Source organism: Sphingobium sp. CECT 9361, from assembly GCF_918741285.1.
In the GTDB taxonomy this organism is placed as follows: Bacteria; Pseudomonadota; Alphaproteobacteria; order Sphingomonadales; family Sphingomonadaceae; genus Sphingobium.
Genome location: NZ_CAKKNC010000023.1, coordinates 22,587 through 38,879, shown reverse-complemented (window position 1 = coordinate 38,879; position 16,293 = coordinate 22,587). Strand labels below are relative to the sequence as shown.

Below are 16,293 nucleotides of genomic sequence, written 5' to 3'. Positions count from 1 at the left end.
GTTTAGCGGCCTGCGGTTTGCGCGATGGCGAGGATGGCGTCGGCATCGACGACCTTTTCCAGCGCAGATGCGAGCGTGTCGAGCGCCGCGTCTATCCGGTGCGTCTGATCGACGCCATCGGAGGTGACGTGCAGGCGGTTCAGCCATGCGGCACGCTGATGGGGATTGTCGAACAGGCCGTGGACATGGCACCCGGCGATCTGGCCGTTGGCGCTGAGGCAACCGTCTTCGCCACCGTCATTGAGGCGCAGCAGCACCGCAGTGCCTGCGTCCTGAATGATGGTGCGCCCTGCGTGGATTTCATAGCCGGTGAAGGGTGCGCCATCCCGCAGGCTGCGGCCCGATACAGCGACTACGCGCTTGTCGGAGGTGATCGTGGTGCTGGCGGGCAAATAGCCCAGGCCGGATACGGTTTGCGATGGTCCCTCGATACCGTTGGGGTCGGAAATCGTCGTGCCGAGCATCTGATAGCCGCCGCATATCCCCAATAGCTGCCCGCCACGCCGGACATGGGCAGCGATGTCGACGTCCCAACCCTGCGCCCGGAGGAAGGCGAGGTCGGCGATGGTGGCTTTGGTCCCCGGCAGGATCACCATCGCGGCGTCGCCGGGTAGCGGCTGACCGGGTGGGACCATTACGAGCCGTACGCCCGGTTCGTGCTGCAGAGGATCGAAATCGTCGAAATTGGCGATGCGCGAAAGCATGGGGACGGCAATGGTGGTGATGGCTTGGCCCTGCGCCTGCCGGTCCAGCACTACGGCATCCTCGGCGGGAAGCTGACGCGCCGCCGCGAGCCAGGGGATGACCCCCAGACCCCGCCAGCCGGTGCGCCGGGCGATGTCGGCATAGCCATCGTCGAACAGGCGCACGTCGCCGCGAAACTTGTTGATGAGGAAGCCGCGGATCATAGCGGCGTCTTCGTCGTCCAGCACTGCGCGGGTGCCGACGATGGAGGCGATCACTCCGCCGCGGTCGATATCGCCGACCAGTGCGACCGGCACATCGGCGGCACGTGCAAAGCCCATGTTCGCAATGTCGCCGCGCCGCAGGTTGGTCTCTGCCGGGCTGCCTGCGCCTTCCACTATCACCAGGTCGCATTGGTCGTGGAGGCGGTGGTAGGAAGCAAGCACGGCCTCGAGCAGTTCGCCCTTGCGCGACTGAAAATCGCTGGCGCCCAGCGTGCCGCGCACCTTGCCGTGGACGATCACCTGCGCACCAATATCGGAGTGTGGTTTCAGCAGCACCGGGTTCATATCGACGGTGGGCGAGGTGCGGCAGGCCATGGCCTGAAGTGCCTGTGCGCGACCGATCTCTCCGCCATCGGCTGTGACGGCGGCGTTGTTCGACATATTCTGCGGCTTGAAGGGACGAACATTGAGGCCGCGATTGGTGAAGAGGCGGCAGAGGCCTGCGACGAGGACGGACTTGCCGACGTCGGACCCGGTGCCTTGCAACATGATCGCAGGCATCAGGTCGCTATCCGGCCTGTGGGAATGACGAAGGTGCCGCCGTCGGGGCTTTGGCCGATATGGACGTCTACGCCATAGGTTTGGGCTATGCGGTCTGCGGTGAGAACGTCTGCGACCGGCCCTGCGGCGATGACCCGACCGTCGCGGAGCATGACGATGTCGTCGGCGACGCGGGCGGCCTGATTGAGATCGTGGAGGACGACGATCACCCCCGCCCCCGCCGCAGCGACGTCGCGCAGGCGGTCCAGCACGTCGATCTGGTGCGCGGGATCGAGGCTGGCGAGCGGTTCGTCGGCGAGCAGCCATTGCGGTTCGCCGGCAAGGACACGGGCCAATAGGACACGGCCGCGCTCTCCGCCTGAGAGGCTTTCGACGCTGCGGTCGGCGAGGGATGTAACATCGGTGGCGGTCATGGCATTGGCGACGGCGGCGATGTCATGCGGGGTTTCGCTCCAGCGTCCGCGATGCGGGAAGCGGCCGAGCGATACCAATGTTCGGACGTCGACATTCCAGTGGACGTCGGGGCTTTGCGGCAGGAAGCCGATGCGCTTTGCACGGTCGCGGCGAGGCAAGCTGGAGAGGGCTGTGCCGTCCAGCAGTACGTGACCGGAGTCCGCATCGCGCAATCCGGCGAGGCAAGCGAGCAGGGTGCTTTTGCCTGCGCCATTGGGGCCGAGGACGACCGTAACGCGTCCCGGCGTGAAGACGACGCTTACCGCGTCCAGTACGGTATTTGCGCCGAGTTTGAGCGAGAGGTCCTGCGTGGTGAAGCCAAGGGTCATGGCAGCGTCCTGCGCATCTTGAAGAGGAGCATGAAGAAGAAAGGTCCGCCCAGGATCGACATGGCGATGCCGAGGCGCAGTTCGCTGACGGTGGGAATGGCGCGGACGAAGCTGTCGGCGGCGAGCAGCAAAAGCGCCCCGGCAAGTGCGGAGGGAAGCAGGATGGCGGAGGGGCGATTGCCTGCGAGCGGGCGGACCATGTGCGGCACCATCAGGCCGACGAAGCCGATGACACCGGAGGTTGCGACCGCTGCGCCGACGCATAAGCCGACACCTGAAACGATCGACCATTGCACCCGCCGCCGGTCGACGCCCATGGATTGCGCGGCCTGTTCGCCCAAGGTCAGGGCGTCGAGCGAACGCGCAGTGGTCGCCAATATCCCGATGCCCACAGCCGTAAGCGGCAAGGCGAGCTTTACGTCGTCCCAGCTTCGGTCGGTCAGCGCGCCGAGCAGCCAGGTCATGATTTCCGACGCTGCAAAGGGCGTGGGTGCGAGGCTGATGGCCAGCGCCGTCATCGATCCGGTGACGCTGGAGAGGATCATCCCCGCCAGCGTGAAAAGGATGAGGCTGCCTGAGCGTCCGGCCATCAGAGCGAGGACCGCCATCGCCAGCCCTGCCCCGGCCAAGGCGAAGGCGGGGAGCATATAAGCCGACACGGCAAAACCGAAATAGAGTGATAAAACAGCGCCTAAAGCCGCGCTGGACGAGATGCCGAACAGGCCCGGATCGGCCAGCGGATTGCGCAGATAGCCTTGCATCGCCGCGCCCGAAAGGCCCAGCGCCGCGCCGATAATGATGGCCAGCACCGTGCGAGGCAGGCGCAGTTCCGCGATGATGAGCCAGCGCGGATCGCTGCTCTGCCATGCGTCCAAGGGTATCCATACCTTGCCTGCGATCAGCGACAAGCCGATGAGCGCAAATAGGGCAGCGAGCAATATTATGTTAAGTTTCAATAGCTTAGAACTCATCGACTTATCAGTTCCTTGCGGATCGTCTTGAGCCGTTCCAGCGCGTCTATGACATTGGGTCCGGCGCAGTTCATCAGGCGCGGGGCGAAGGGGCGGATGGCGATGCGCGTGCCCAATTTGGTGACGACGGGATGCGAGAGCATACGGTCGCCCGACCCGGCCCCCTGCCCCACCGACAGCAGGACGCGCGGCGGACGGGCGACGAGATATTCGAGCGGCAATATGTCCCATTGGGTGAGGCCGTAGGATGCGCTCATATTCTCAAATCCAGCGGTTTGCAGAAGGGCGTCGGAGAGCGTCCCCTTGCCCGGCACCAGTCCGCCGCCCTGCCAGATGAGCGCTGGGATCTTTTGCGTGTCGGAGGGACGCGCGGCGATGGCGGCATTTGCGATCCGGCTCGCCAGCATAGCGCCGCGCTGCGGCTGGCCGATGGCCGATCCGATGGCGCGCACCTGATCCTCCGTCTCTGCCAATGTCGTCGGCACCGGGAACTGGACGAAGCGGATGTGCATCCGTTGCAGCATCGCGACGGTGGACGGCGCGACATGCTGACCGGCGAGCACGAGGTCAGGCGCCAACGCCACGACTTCCTCTGCGGTGCCCGATGTCGCGCGGAAGCGTCGGGCCGTGGTGAGCGATATCGAGGTGGCCTGCGGGTCTTGCGAATAGTGACTGATCCCCGCGATCTGCGCGGGGTCGGCGACCTGCATCAGCACTGCGTCGATACAGGGATTGATCGATACGATGCGGGGCAGGCGGTGGGCGGCGGCTGGGCGAGGTGGCACCGCCTGCGAGATCACCGAACCCATCAGCATAGGAACGGTCGCGAGTGCGAGGAGGGAGCGCGCCAATGTGACTCGGCCCCTCCTCCTCGAAGCGCGCACCGGATCGATGTACCCGTTGTGGGGACGGAGTGCATCGATCCAGAGGGCGCCTTGAGTCATTAGATCAGTAGCTCACACGGACGCCGCCATAGGCCGCGCGACCCGGCGTGCCATAACGGAAAACCGTCTCATAGCGTTCGTTGAACAGGTTTTCGACCCGACCGTAGATTTCGACATTCTTCGTGATCGGAAAGGATGCGCGGATATCGGCCAACGCATAGCCTTCGACCCGGCGGCTGTTGGCGGCGTTGTCGAAGCTGGACCCGACATGGGTGATGGTCGCCCCGGTGGTGAGACCGAAGGACCAGCGATAGTCGATGGCCGCGTTGACGCTGTGCGCCGGACGACGGGCAAGCTTGTTGCCGAAGTTCAGGCTTCCGGGCGAACGGTTTTCCGCGTCGAGATAGGTGTAGGAGGCCTGCACCTTGAGCGGTTCGACCGGACGCAGCGCGAGCACGACTTCGAGACCCTGCGAGCGTGCCTTGACGATATTGTCATAGGTGCCGAAGGGCCGACCCGTGCAAATGCCGGTCAAGGGCGTGCTGCACGAAATGAAGTCGATGAGGTTGCGGCTGTTGCGGTGGAACCATGTCGCACTCGCTTCGATCGCGCCGTCCAGCAGACGCTGCGTGACACCGGCATCCCACGCCCTTGCGCGTTCAGGACGCAGGGCGTCGTTCCCGTAATCACCATAGAGCTGGTAGAGGCTGGGCGCCTTGAACCCTTCGCTGTAGCTGGCGCGCAGTTCGGTCTTCCCGGCATTGGGGGTCCATACGCCATTTGCGCCGAAGGTCGTCGCGCTGCCGAAGCGATTGTGATGATCGTAACGGACGCCGCCGGTCGCGGTGAACCCGGCGAAGGGCGTAGCGATCAACTGGCCATAGACGCTTTCGATGACGGCGCTTTGAGGGGCGTCGGCGAAACCGTAGTTGGAGGTTTTCAGGCGTGACTTCTCGCGTTCCGCGCCGAAGGTGGTCTGCCAGCCTTCCGCGATGTCGAAGCTGCCCTGATATTCGAAGCGTTCGTTGCGGCCCTTGGCAGCGAAGGTTTCCGATGAGGTGCTGGCCCCATCGTAGCTGACGCGATCGATATCGGTGTAGGCAAAGCCCAAGCGGTTGCGGAAACGTCCGTCGAGCAGCGCGGCGTTGAGACCGGCATAGCCAACCATGTCACGGGTCTTGGTGTATTCCAGCGTATCGCCGAAGCTGAACGTCGGTGGCGCGAAGCCGTCCTGATCGTTGCGGCCGTTGGAATACCAGCCGCGCAGATCGACCGAGATCGCGTCAGACAGGGCGACGTTGACGTTCGCGTTCGCGCCATAGTTGCGATAGCCGTCCTTCTCCGTGCCCCCGCGCCTTTCGTTGAAGGCGGAAGTGCCATCAGTGCGGAAATAGCCCGCGCCCAGGCTCGCGGAGACGGGGCCAGCCTTGCCCGACACGTTGCCGACGACTTCGCCGGTGTCACGATAGCCATATTCGCCGCGCAGATTGACTGCCAAGTCTTCGCTGGGCGGGATGGTGATGAGGTTGACGACGCCGCCGATAGCCTGGCTGCCCCACAGCACCGACTGCGGGCCGCGCAGCACTTCGATGCGGGCGATGTTGCCGGTCATCAGATTGCCGAAGTTGAAGCCGCCGCCGGGCGACGACGGATCGTTGAGCTTTACCCCGTCGATCAGTGCGACCGTCTGGTCGCTTTCCGCGCCGCGAATGAACACAGATGCGACGCCGCCGATGCCGCCGGTGCGAGCGATGGTGACGCCGGGAACGGTGCGCAGGATGTCGACGATGGTGTCGGTCTGACGGGTGGCGATTTCCTCACGGTCTATGACGGTGATGGATTGGCCGACACGCGAGAGCGGCTGTTCGGTGCGGGTCGCAGTGACGACGATGGTGTCCGGCGCGTCCTCCGCAAAAGCAGCGACAGGCGAAACGAGAGCGGTGAGCGATAGCAGCGACGCAATATATCTGGGCATGAAATTCCCCCTTAGATCAACAACAAGGGATCGCACGCGCCAAAGGCACAACAGCACAACTCGTGGAGCGGAATCATTCCACGCGCGCCATCCCAATCGACGTCGTCACGCGAGGAAAACCTCGATCATCCGGCACACCCCGTCCGCATGAAGGATCGACAACGACAGGCAGGTCTCCTGGCTCGCGGGTCATCATGCTCGTCCACCTTCCCGGATGCGAACATCCAGTGGTATGTTGGGCGAGCACTCGCCGGTCACAGTTGCGGGGGCAGCTTCGGATCATGGATCGCTCCATTTCCGAATTCCCTTTCAATCCCATCTCTGGGAACCTGTCGCAGCGCGCCTCTTAGGGCGAAGCCTGCGCGGGGGCAAGTGGGGTCTTAAGCGAAGCGATTCTGCTTTTGATGTGCGGCAGTATCTTTGAACGGATCGTGGCTAAGATACAGATATCCAGGATCGAACTGGCCGCGTCGCGCGAGGCCTTCGACATCCTGAATCTCCACGATCGACGAGCGGAACACGCACAATTGCTCCTCCCGCAATTGCCGCAGCACCCGATTGGTATGGACGTTGGTGATGCCGCAGATTTCGGAAATGTCGGTTTGCGTGAAGCCCAAGGCAAAGCGCGTGCCGTCGCTGAGGCCCGCCAATTGCAGGCGGACATTGGTTTCACTGAGGAAATGGGCGACCCGGCCAACGGCGTCCAGCCGCCCGAGGCGGAACAACCAGGCGCGATGAACCGCCGCGTCGAGCAAAGTCGAGAACCAGAGCTTGCGCGTCAATTCGGGCATGGTGGCGTTGATCTGATCCAGCTTGCCATGCGGAATGATCGCGACGGTGGCCGCAGTCAGCGTGGCGACATCATGATCGAGAACCTTGAGCGGGTAGGCGTGCAGATCGACGAAATCGCCCGCCACCTGAACGGCAACAAGCTGTCGCAAGCCTTCGCGGTCATCGACATAGCGACACATGAAGCCATCGATCAGCAGCGTGCTGTGGTAGATCGGCTCGCCTGCCCGAACGATCATGCTGCGCGGGCTGAGCGTTCGCACCTCCGAGATGACACTCTCCAGTACGGCGTGCTCTTCCAGCGACAATGACGACCCGCGTCGGCCCTTCAAAAAATTTTCTGTGAGCATATCCGGTCCCTGTCAGCTTATCATTTACGACGTTTCATCTGCGCAATGAACGCTTTGAAGCCTGCCTGTATCCCCCGCGCGCGCAATTCATCATAACGCAGGTTAGTATTGGCAACTTGTCTGCCAATAGTGGGTTTAGTCCCCTGTTGTCCCTGACACGTCGCGAGACGCCTCCGGTGTTTCCGGCTGTCAGCTCACACATGTCCCGCCTTAAATCCGCGCATGGAGCAATCGTTCCGTGCGTCCCATTCACTTGAGGAAGTACCTTTGGCCAAATCAGCGAAAACCCTTTCGAAGCGCCCCGGCAGTTCCAAGGATGTTAAATCGAAAGAGCAGCCCCCCGTGGCCGACTTCGATGTATCGACGATGTATGGCGAAGAGCAGGGCAGCGGGGGCGAAACGCATCAGACCGCAGGCGGAGACGTCGCGACGCTGACGACCGCGCAGGGCATTCCCGTCGCTGACGACCAGAATTCGGTGAAGCAAGGCGCGCGAGGCCCCGCATTGCTGGAGGACGGACATTTTCGCGAGAAGATGTTCCATTTTGACCATGAACGTATCCCCGAGCGTGTGGTCCACGCCCGCGGCTATGGCGCGCATGGCTATTTCGAGCTGACGGAATCGCTCAGCGACGTGACGCGCGCGGATGTGTTGCAGCGTGTGGGTGAGCGGGTGCCTGCGTTCGTGCGGTTTTCGACCGTTGCCGGATCGAAGGGTTCGGCCGATCTGGCGCGCGATGTGCGCGGCTTTGCGGTGAAGCTCTACACGCAGGAAGGAAATTGGGACATCGTTGGCAACAACATCCCGGTGTTCTTCATTCAGGATGCGATCAAGTTTCCCGACCTGATCCACGCTGCAAAGCCGGAGCCGGATCGCGATTTCCCGCAGGCGCAGACCGCGCATGACAATTTCTGGGACTTTATCAGCCTGACGCCTGAAGCCATGCACATGGTGATGTGGACGATGTCCGACCGGGCGATTCCGCGATCCTTGCGGACGATGGAAGGTTTTGGCGTCCACACCTTCCGGCTGGTGAATGCCGAAGGCAAGTCCACCTTCGTCAAGTTCCACTGGAAGCCCAAGCAGGGGCTGCAGTCGGTAGCCTGGAACGAAGCAGTCAAGATCAACGGGGCCGACCCCGATTTCCATCGCCGCGACCTGTGGGATGCGATCAACGCCGGCGATTTCCCTGAATGGGAATTGGGTGTGCAGTTGTTCGACGATGCCTTTGCCGACAGCTTCGACTTCGATGTGCTGGACGCGACGAAGCTTATTCCCGAAGAGCTGGTGCCGGTGCGGATCGTCGGGCGGCTGGTGCTGGACCGGGCGGTCGACAACTTCTTTGCAGAGACCGAGCAAGTTGCGTTCATGACGCAGAATGTACCGCCGGGTGTCGATTTCAGTAACGATCCGTTGTTGCAGGGGCGTAACTTCTCCTACCTCGATACGCAGTTGAAGCGGCTCGGCGGGCCCAACTTCACGCATATCCCGATCAACGCCCCGAAATGCCCGATGGCGCATTTCCAGCAGGACGGCCACATGGCGATGCGCAATCCCAAGGGACGCGCGAACTATGAGCCCAATAGCTGGGGCGCCGCACAAGGCGGTCCGCGCGAAGATCCGGCGCGCGGTCATGTGCCTGTGCCGATGACCGAGGATGGTCCCAAGCAGCGAGTGCGGTCCGAGACGTTCGCCGACCATTACAGTCAGGCACGGCAGTTCTTCATGAGCCAGACGCCGATCGAGCAGAAGCATATCGGCGATGCGCTGGTGTTCGAACTGAGCAAGGTGGAGCGTCCCGACATCCGGTCGCGCACGGTTTCGCACTTGCTGAACATCGACGCGACGCTGGCTGACACCGTGGCGGACGGGCTTGGCCTGGATATGCCGGACGCTGCGAAGGCGGCACGGCCCACGATCATGGACCTGCCGACGTCGGATGCGCTGAGCATTGCAAAGAACGGCCCGGACAATTTCAAGGGTCGCAAGCTGGGCATATTGCTGACCGATGGCGCGGATGCCGCGATCTTCAACGCGCTCGTCAAGGCTGTCGATAGCGAAGGGGCGAACTACGAAGTGGTTGCCCCGAAGATCGGTGGCGTGACGCTTTCGGACGGGACGGCGGTTGCGGCGAAGCAGAAGATCGATGGCGGGCCATCGGTGCTGTACGATGCGGTAGCAGTCGTTGCTTCGGCAGAGGGCGCCGCTTTGTTGGCCGTCGATGCAGCGGCGAAGGACTTCGTCACGGACGCCTTTGCGCATTGCAAGTTCATCGGCCTGACGGCGGACGCCAAGGCGTTGTTCGAGAAGGCCGGCATTGCCGACGATCTGGACGAAGCGTGCATGCCCCTGGCGGCGGACAAGGATGCTGTGGCGTTTCTCACTGCCTGCCGCGCGCTGCGCCATTGGCCGCGGGAGATGAAAGTCGATCTGGACGCGCAACCGGCAGCCTGATCGACGACTATAATAAAGATGACGGGGACGGCCGTGCGCTGTCCCCGCGTCGATTAAAAGGGACAGGAGACGCCCGGATGCAGATCGGCATCATCGCACATTTGAAGCATCCCATTGCAGAACCCTTCGCCGGCGGGCTTGAAATGCATACGCATTTGCTGGCGCGATCCCTGCGGGAACGCGGGCATGGCGTGACAGTGTTCGCATCGTCCAAGTCGGAGGCCAGCCTTGGACTGGAAGCGATCTGCACCGAAACGGCGATTGCTTCAGTCGGTACTGCCGAAGCTACGGACATCGCGTTCTTCAAAGAGCATCATGCGTATTTGAGCCTGATGAACGATCTGCGGCACCGCGATTTCGATATTATCCATAACAATTCGCTGCACTATCTTCCGGTGTCCATGGCGGACAGCCTGCCAATGCCGATGGTGACGACGTTGCACACGCCGCCTTTCTGCTGGCTGGAAAGCGGCATTCGTTTGTGCACGGCACAGAACAACGCCTTTATTGGTGTCTCGCAGTCGGTCGCGGATTTGTGGAGCCATGTGCGACCCATCGACGAGGTAATCCTGAACGGCATCGACCTAAACGGCTTCGCGTTTCATGCGGAGGCCGATCCTGAAGGCTATCTGGTCTGGTATGGCCGGATCGTTCCTGAAAAAGGCCTGCATCTGGCCATCGAAGCGGCACGGCGCATTGGATTGCCGCTGAAGATCGCAGGGCCGATTTTGGACGAAGCCTATTTTGAGGCGAAGATCGCGCCTGCGCTGGGAGTGAACGCGGTGCATGTCGGGCATCTCGATCATCGCGATCTGTCGCGGCTGGTAGGCGGCGCGCGGGCCTTTTTGTGCACGCCGATGTGGGATGAGCCATATGGACTGGTGGTTGCCGAGGCGCTGGCTTGCGGAGTACCGGTTGCCGCGTTCGCGCGGGGGGCAATCCCGGAAATTCTGGATGCAACATGCGGCGTGCTGGCGACGCCTGACAATGTAGGCTCCCTCGCCAGAGCGGGATTGCGCGCACTGTCTTTGGATCGCCGCGCTTGTCGCGCGCGGGCAGTGCGGATGTGCAATGCGGAGCGGATGGTCGACGATTATGAGGCGCTGTATCAGCGGCAGATCGGTCTGGCCGAGCCAAAGCGGCGGGGCGATTCTGCAGCTTCGTTGCAGCTTGTGCCGTCGTCGCGCCCCCTTGCTGCCATGAGCCGAGCGTTGAATGGCTGAGCGAGCCGCGCCGATGCATCTGTGCGTATGCGTTCCGGCGCGGAATGAAGCGGCGCGGCTGCCGATATTGCTGGATGCGCTGGCGCGGCAGGATTGGGTTGGCCCTGTTCCCGTTGTCGTAGCCATCAACAATACGACGGACGATAGCGTGCAGGTCGTCGAATCTGCGCGCGAAAGACATGCGGGACGTCTGCATATCGCGCTGCTGTCCGCCGATTTCGCGCCGGACATCGCACATGCGGGGTCGGCGCGGCGCATGGCGATGGACGCAGGACTATCGCTGATGGCAAAATACAATAGCGCGGTGCTCGTCAGCACGGACGCCGATACGCGCCCGCCGCGCGCTTGGTTGACCAGCATAATGGCGGCGTTTGCGCGCGGTGCCGATATCGTCGGCGGGCGGATAGAGATCGATATGCGGGAACCCCTGCCCGCCCATGCGCTACGCATAAGGGAAGCGTGGGACAGGTATTGGATGACTGTCCGCGCCATCGAGGACAATGTCGATCCCCAGCCGTGGGATCCTGCGCCACGGCATGGCGATCATACCGGTGCGTCGCTGGCGATCAGCGCCGATCTGTATCGGGCCTGTGGGGGCGTGCCGCTGTTGCCGACGGGGGAGGATCGCGCCCTGGTGAATGCGGCTTTGGCGCGTGGTGCGCGGCTGGCGCATCCGCAAGACGTGTATACCTATGTTTCGCCGCGCACCGATGGGCGCGCAGAGGGCGGTATGGCGGTCGCGATGCAGGATTTGCTGGCGACGGCCCACAGCGGTTCGATGCCGATGGCACCGGCGTTCAATCACTGGCGCGCGCGCGCCATATGGCGTCGGCAATTGCGGACGCAGCCGGATGGACAGGCGCTGATCGCGCAGCAGGAACCGTTACTGCCGCCTATGCCGCATGACATGGCGCTGGAAATGGCACCATGAACCGCCGACCCATCGGATATTATGTGCATCATCATGGCGCAGGGCATCTGGCCCGCGCGCGGGCGATTGCTGCTGCGAGCGATTGGCCGGTCACATTATTGGGGACGGGCATTGGCGATGCGGGAATCGATCTTTGCGACGATCGTCCGGTCTCTGGGCAGTTCGACGGTGTCGATGGCGCAGACAGCCGTTCGTCCGTTCTGCATTATGCGCCGGTCGATCATAAGGGCGTTCGGCGGCGGGTCGCGCAGATGGCGCTGTGGATCGCGACCGAGCACCCCGCGCTGATGGTGGTGGATGTGTCGGTGGAAGTCGCGATGCTGGCGCGGCTGGCGTCTGTACCCACTGTCTATGTGCGATTGAACGGCGACCGGCGCGACCCCGCGCATCTCGATGCGTTTCGAAGCGCCTTTGCCTTGCTGGCGCCGTTTCATGCCGATCTTGAGATGGCCTCCACGCCTGCGTGGGTGCGGCAGAAGACGACCTATTTTCCCGGCATCGCGGCCCAGGCGCAGGAAGATCCGCGAGACGAAAATCGCGTTCTCGTGGTGGTCGGTCGTGGGGGACCGGTGGGCGATGGCGCGCAGATTGCGGACGCGGCGCGCACCTGCCCCGATATGCATTGGCGGGTGATCGGGCCGGTGACATCGCCGCATGATCCGCCGCCGAATCTGGAGATTGCCGGATGGGTCGATACTCCCGAACAGGAGATTGCGCGCGCGGGTGTCGTGATCGGCGCGGCGGGGGATGGCCTGCTGGGCGCGGTGCTTGCGGCGGATCGACCGTTCATCTGCATCCCGCAGGATCGTCCGTATGACGAACAGCGTGCAACGGCAGCGCGTCTGAAAGCGTTGGATGCTGCGATTGTGCTGCAGGATTGGCCGCATGCCGACTTGTGGCCGATACTGATTGGCGAAGCGCACGCCGTGCCTTCGGCCAATCGTCGGCGGTTGCACCATCCTGACAGTGCAAAGGCGGCGGCGTTGTGGCTGGCAGACTGTGCGGAGAGCATCGCGGGCGAAGTGGAGTATCGGGAATGACGCTGACGAACCCTATCGCGACAGTGCCGGACGATCCCGTGGTGCGGGCCAAGGCGATCCTTCCGCAACTGGCCGAACTGGGCGCGCGATACGATGCAGCGCCGATTTTTCCGGTCGACAGCATGAAAGTGTTGGCCGCGGCAGATTTGCATCGCACTTTTGCGCCGGTTGAGAGCGGCGGAGTGGCATTTGCGGATGCCGCCTCACTCAACCTGTGCATGATGTCGGTGCTGCGCATCGTCGGGCGCGCCGACCTGAGCGTCGGGCGATTGTATGAAGGCCATGTCAATGCGGTGACGCTGTTCGACTGGTATGGATCGGCGGCGCAGAAAGTGGATCTGGGGCACAAGCTGAACCGGAATGCGTTCTATGGCGTGTGGGCGACTGAGCCGCAGCCGGGGGTGCGCATATCCGCGTCCGATGGCGTGGATGTGCTGGAGGGGGCCAAGTCGTTCGCGACCGGCGCGGGCGGACTGGCCTATGCAGTAATAACGGCGCAGCCGGCGGACGGATCGCGTCGGCTGGTCGTGGTGCCTGCCGATCAGGCGGAGCGCGCGGACCTGTCGCAATGGCGCGTGCGGGGGATGCGGGCGACGGGCAGCGGGCTCTACGACGTGAGTGGCATGACGGTCGATGCCGGGGCGTATCTGGGCGCGCCGGGGGAGTATGATCTGGAGCCGCGCTTCACCACGGGTGCGTGGCGCTTTACGGCAGTGCAGCTCGGTGGGATCGAAGCGCTGCTGATCGAGACGCGGGCCTGCATGTCGGAAACGGCGTGTGCCGATCCGCTCCAGAGAGCGAAGTTTGCGGATGCGGTCGCAGCGACGCGGACGGCGTATCTTTGGGTGCGCGAGTGCGCGTTGCGCGCGGCATCGGAGGATGCCGACGGTCCGGCCTTTGCGCGGATGACGCGTGGGATCGTGGAGCGCGCAGCGCTGGACGTGATGGAACTGGCGGCGCGCATCGTCGGTACGCGCAGTGCAATGGACGGACAGCGGATCGACAAGATCATCCGCGATCTGAGCCTCTATCTGCGGCAGGCAGGGCCGGATTATGCGCGCGATCAGGCAGCGCTGGCATGGCTGGATCACGATGCCTGGGGCGCGGAGGATAGCCTGTGGTGATGCAGATGCTGGATGCGAAACCCTGGCGCGGTATGCGATGGCTGATCCTTGCGCCCCATCCCGATGACGAGACGTTGGGGGCCGCTGCGCTGATTTCGCAGATGGCCAAAGCGCGGTGCCTGGCGGGTGTTGTGTACCTGACCGATGGATCGGGGTCGCATGAGGATGGTGGCAGGCTGGTGAGTGTGCGGAAGCGTGAGGCGGCGGTGGCTTTGCGTCGGCTGACGGGCAGTCGCGCCGCCCCTCCCCGGCATCTTGGTTGGAAAGACGCAATGCCTTTTCAGTCCGACCATCCACGGTTTGCGCAGTCCTGCAGGACGCTCACAGCGCTGTGTCAGCGTTTGCACGTGGATGCTGTGGCGGTGACGGCATTGGCAGAGCCGCATTGCGATCATTCGGCGGCGGCGCGGCTGGCTTATGCAGTGCAAGGTGCGATGGCGCGGCGGCTTATCGTTGCGGAATATGTGGTTTGGGGCGAAGTGCCAGACCGCAAAGCCTATCGCATCGTCCGCAGCGCACCGATGCCCACTGGCAAGCGTGGCCATGCGCTGCGCGCACATCGCAGTCAGCTTACCGCTTCGCATGGTGCGGGGTTCCGTTTGCCCAAGGCGCAGCAGCGGATGACGGCGCGCGATACGTTGTATGTGCGGCGTGCGGCATGACACGGCACAAGGACACCCTGAACGCAGACTATTTCGAGGACATGTTCCAAAATACGGCGGACCCGTGGGATCTGGAAAGCAGTGCCTATGAACAGGCCAAATATGATCGCAGCATCGCGGCATTGAATGAGCGCATATATGGTCTGGGATTTGAGGTCGGATGCGCCAAGGGTATGCTGACGGCGCGGCTGGCGGCGCAGTGTCACGCGCTGCTTGCTGTGGATGTCAGCGAGACTGCGCTGGAAGCGGCGCGCTTGCGCTGCGCGGAATGGGAGCATGTGTCGTTCGGGCGGATGGCCTTTCCGCAACAGACACCGGCAGGCGCGGCGTTCGATCTGATCGTGCTGTCCGAGGTCGTATATTATTGGGACGATGGCGACATAGTGCGGGCGGGAGCGTGGATCGCGGAGCATCTGGCGCCGGGCGGTGACGTCCTGCTGGTACACTGGACAGGCGATACCGATTATCCGCAGTCGGGCGACGAGGCGGTAAGCAAAATGCGCGCAGCCCTCGGCGGCGGCATATATGCGGTCAGGGTAGAACGACAGGCGCGCTATCGGCTCGATCTGTGGCGCAAAGGCTTATGAGCCTCAGCGTGCTCACCATCGTCAAGAACCGGTCCGCGCATCTCGCGCAACTGGTGGAAGGGTTGCGGCGATCGGATGTGCTGCCGGATGAGCTGGTGATCGTGGACATGGGCAGTGCGCCGACGGTCAGCATAGGCGAGACGCCCTTCCCGGTGCGAGTGGTGCAGCTCGATCTTCCCGGCCTGCCGCTGGCGGCGGGGCGTAATGCGGCTGCGCAAGCGGCGATAGGCACCGATCTGCTGTTTCTGGACGTCGATTGCATTCCGATGCGTACCCTTACCGATGCCATGGCGAACGCCCTGAAGAAGCAGGACGCGCTGATCTGTGCCGAGGTGCTGTATCTCGGTCCCGACGATGCCCGTGGCACGTGGCTGGAGGACGATCTGCAGCAGCGCGGCGTGCAGCATCCTGTGCGCGCGTTTCCGAAAAGCGGTCTACGGAAAGAGGAGAATGCAGGGCTGTTCTGGTCACTGGTTTTCGGCATCCGGCGGATGAGCTTCTTTGACCTGCGGGGATTCGACGACGCCTTTACCGGCTATGGCGCGGAGGACACCGATTTCGGTTTCCGCGCGAAGCAGGAGAAGCTGCCTTTGCTGTTCATGGGCGGCACGGGCGCCTTTCACCAGCACCACGACAGCTTCGATCCGCCGCTGCAGCATCTGGACGACATCGTCCGTAACGCAATGCTGTTCCACAAGCGCTGGAAAATATGGCCGATGGAAGGATGGCTGGAGGCTTTTGAAAAGGCGGGATTTATCGCACGCGAAGGAGAAATACTGACCCTGATCCGCCGACCCGATCCCGACGAAATCGAGCGCGCGCGGGTGGTGACAGCCTGGTAGTTGTCGAGTTTTACTTTCTTCACCGCCGATTTGCTCATGGCTGCCCAGTACGCACCAGAGCAAAATCGGCACACGCATCGGGTCGCTACGCGGCCGACGGGCTTTCATTATTTCTAATTAGTCGAGACGGCAGGTGCTACCTCCAGCATCAGAGCGATCCGGGCAACTCATCCGACGCCCCCAAATATGGGGGCGTAAACCGCTAACTCT

At 63.0% G+C, this 16,293-nt stretch carries 14 protein-coding genes and 1 riboswitch; of the genes, 8 read left to right on the top strand and 6 right to left on the bottom strand.

The features are described from left to right. Positions 1 to 2: 2 nt before the first annotated feature. The 6 genes from LQ220_RS21145 to LQ220_RS21120 all read right to left on the bottom strand — a co-directional run bounded on the left by LQ220_RS21145 (position 3) and on the right by LQ220_RS21120 (position 7,220). A complete protein-coding gene (locus LQ220_RS21145; RefSeq protein ID WP_230190088.1) occupies positions 3 to 1,469 on the bottom strand; it encodes a cobyric acid synthase in 1,467 nt (488 codons plus the stop codon). Beyond that, positions 1,469 to 2,251, bottom strand: a complete 783-nt coding sequence (locus LQ220_RS21140) for an ABC transporter ATP-binding protein (RefSeq protein WP_230190087.1) — start codon at positions 2,249 to 2,251, stop codon at positions 1,469 to 1,471. Before LQ220_RS21140 ends, LQ220_RS21145 begins: the two co-directional genes overlap by 1 nt. Next, positions 2,248 to 3,222 (bottom strand): iron ABC transporter permease, encoded by a 975-nt coding sequence (locus tag LQ220_RS21135; protein WP_230190086.1) that lies wholly within the window; start codon positions 3,220 to 3,222, stop codon positions 2,248 to 2,250. The genes LQ220_RS21140 and LQ220_RS21135 overlap by 4 nt, the downstream gene beginning before the upstream one ends. Next, a complete protein-coding gene (locus LQ220_RS21130; protein ID WP_230190085.1) occupies positions 3,219 to 4,073 on the bottom strand; it encodes an ABC transporter substrate-binding protein in 855 nt (284 codons plus the stop codon). Before LQ220_RS21130 ends, LQ220_RS21135 begins: the two co-directional genes overlap by 4 nt. Positions 4,074 to 4,170: 97 nt before the next feature. After that, complete coding sequence (locus tag LQ220_RS21125) at positions 4,171 to 6,081, bottom strand: TonB-dependent receptor (RefSeq protein WP_230190084.1); 1,911 nt, start codon at positions 6,079 to 6,081, stop codon at positions 4,171 to 4,173. 149 nt (positions 6,082 to 6,230) lie between these two features. After that, positions 6,231 to 6,429: riboswitch (cobalamin riboswitch) on the bottom strand. A 32-nt stretch (positions 6,430 to 6,461) separates the two neighbouring features. Continuing rightward, positions 6,462 to 7,220 (bottom strand): Crp/Fnr family transcriptional regulator, encoded by a 759-nt coding sequence (locus LQ220_RS21120; RefSeq protein ID WP_230190083.1) that lies wholly within the window; start codon positions 7,218 to 7,220, stop codon positions 6,462 to 6,464. Positions 7,221 to 7,586: 366 nt separating this feature from the next. Between LQ220_RS21120 and LQ220_RS21115 the strand changes: the two genes are divergently transcribed. The 8 genes from LQ220_RS21115 to LQ220_RS21080 all read left to right on the top strand — a co-directional run bounded on the left by LQ220_RS21115 (position 7,587) and on the right by LQ220_RS21080 (position 16,083). Next, positions 7,587 to 9,674 (top strand): catalase, encoded by a 2,088-nt coding sequence (locus LQ220_RS21115; protein WP_230190101.1) that lies wholly within the window; start codon positions 7,587 to 7,589, stop codon positions 9,672 to 9,674. A gap of 77 nt (positions 9,675 to 9,751) precedes the next feature. Continuing rightward, a complete protein-coding gene (locus LQ220_RS21110; RefSeq protein WP_230190082.1) occupies positions 9,752 to 10,897 on the top strand; it encodes a glycosyltransferase in 1,146 nt (381 codons plus the stop codon). Further along, on the top strand, positions 10,890 to 11,828 hold the full coding sequence (locus tag LQ220_RS21105; RefSeq protein ID WP_230190081.1) for a glycosyltransferase: 939 nt from the start codon (positions 10,890 to 10,892) through the stop codon (positions 11,826 to 11,828). The genes LQ220_RS21110 and LQ220_RS21105 overlap by 8 nt, the downstream gene beginning before the upstream one ends. Further along, positions 11,825 to 12,868, top strand: a complete 1,044-nt coding sequence (locus LQ220_RS21100; RefSeq protein ID WP_230190080.1) for a glycosyltransferase — start codon at positions 11,825 to 11,827, stop codon at positions 12,866 to 12,868. Before LQ220_RS21105 ends, LQ220_RS21100 begins: the two co-directional genes overlap by 4 nt. Then, a complete protein-coding gene (locus LQ220_RS21095) occupies positions 12,865 to 13,992 on the top strand; it encodes an acyl-CoA dehydrogenase family protein (protein WP_230190079.1) in 1,128 nt (375 codons plus the stop codon). Before LQ220_RS21100 ends, LQ220_RS21095 begins: the two co-directional genes overlap by 4 nt. Further along, entirely contained in the window at positions 13,992 to 14,654 is a 663-nt protein-coding gene (locus LQ220_RS21090) for a PIG-L family deacetylase (RefSeq protein ID WP_230190100.1), read from the top strand. The genes LQ220_RS21095 and LQ220_RS21090 overlap by 1 nt, the downstream gene beginning before the upstream one ends. Continuing rightward, a complete protein-coding gene (locus tag LQ220_RS21085) occupies positions 14,651 to 15,241 on the top strand; it encodes an SAM-dependent methyltransferase (RefSeq protein WP_230190078.1) in 591 nt (196 codons plus the stop codon). Before LQ220_RS21090 ends, LQ220_RS21085 begins: the two co-directional genes overlap by 4 nt. Continuing rightward, positions 15,238 to 16,083 (top strand): glycosyltransferase, encoded by an 846-nt coding sequence (locus LQ220_RS21080; protein WP_230190077.1) that lies wholly within the window; start codon positions 15,238 to 15,240, stop codon positions 16,081 to 16,083. The genes LQ220_RS21085 and LQ220_RS21080 overlap by 4 nt, the downstream gene beginning before the upstream one ends. Positions 16,084 to 16,293 lie beyond the last annotated feature (210 nt).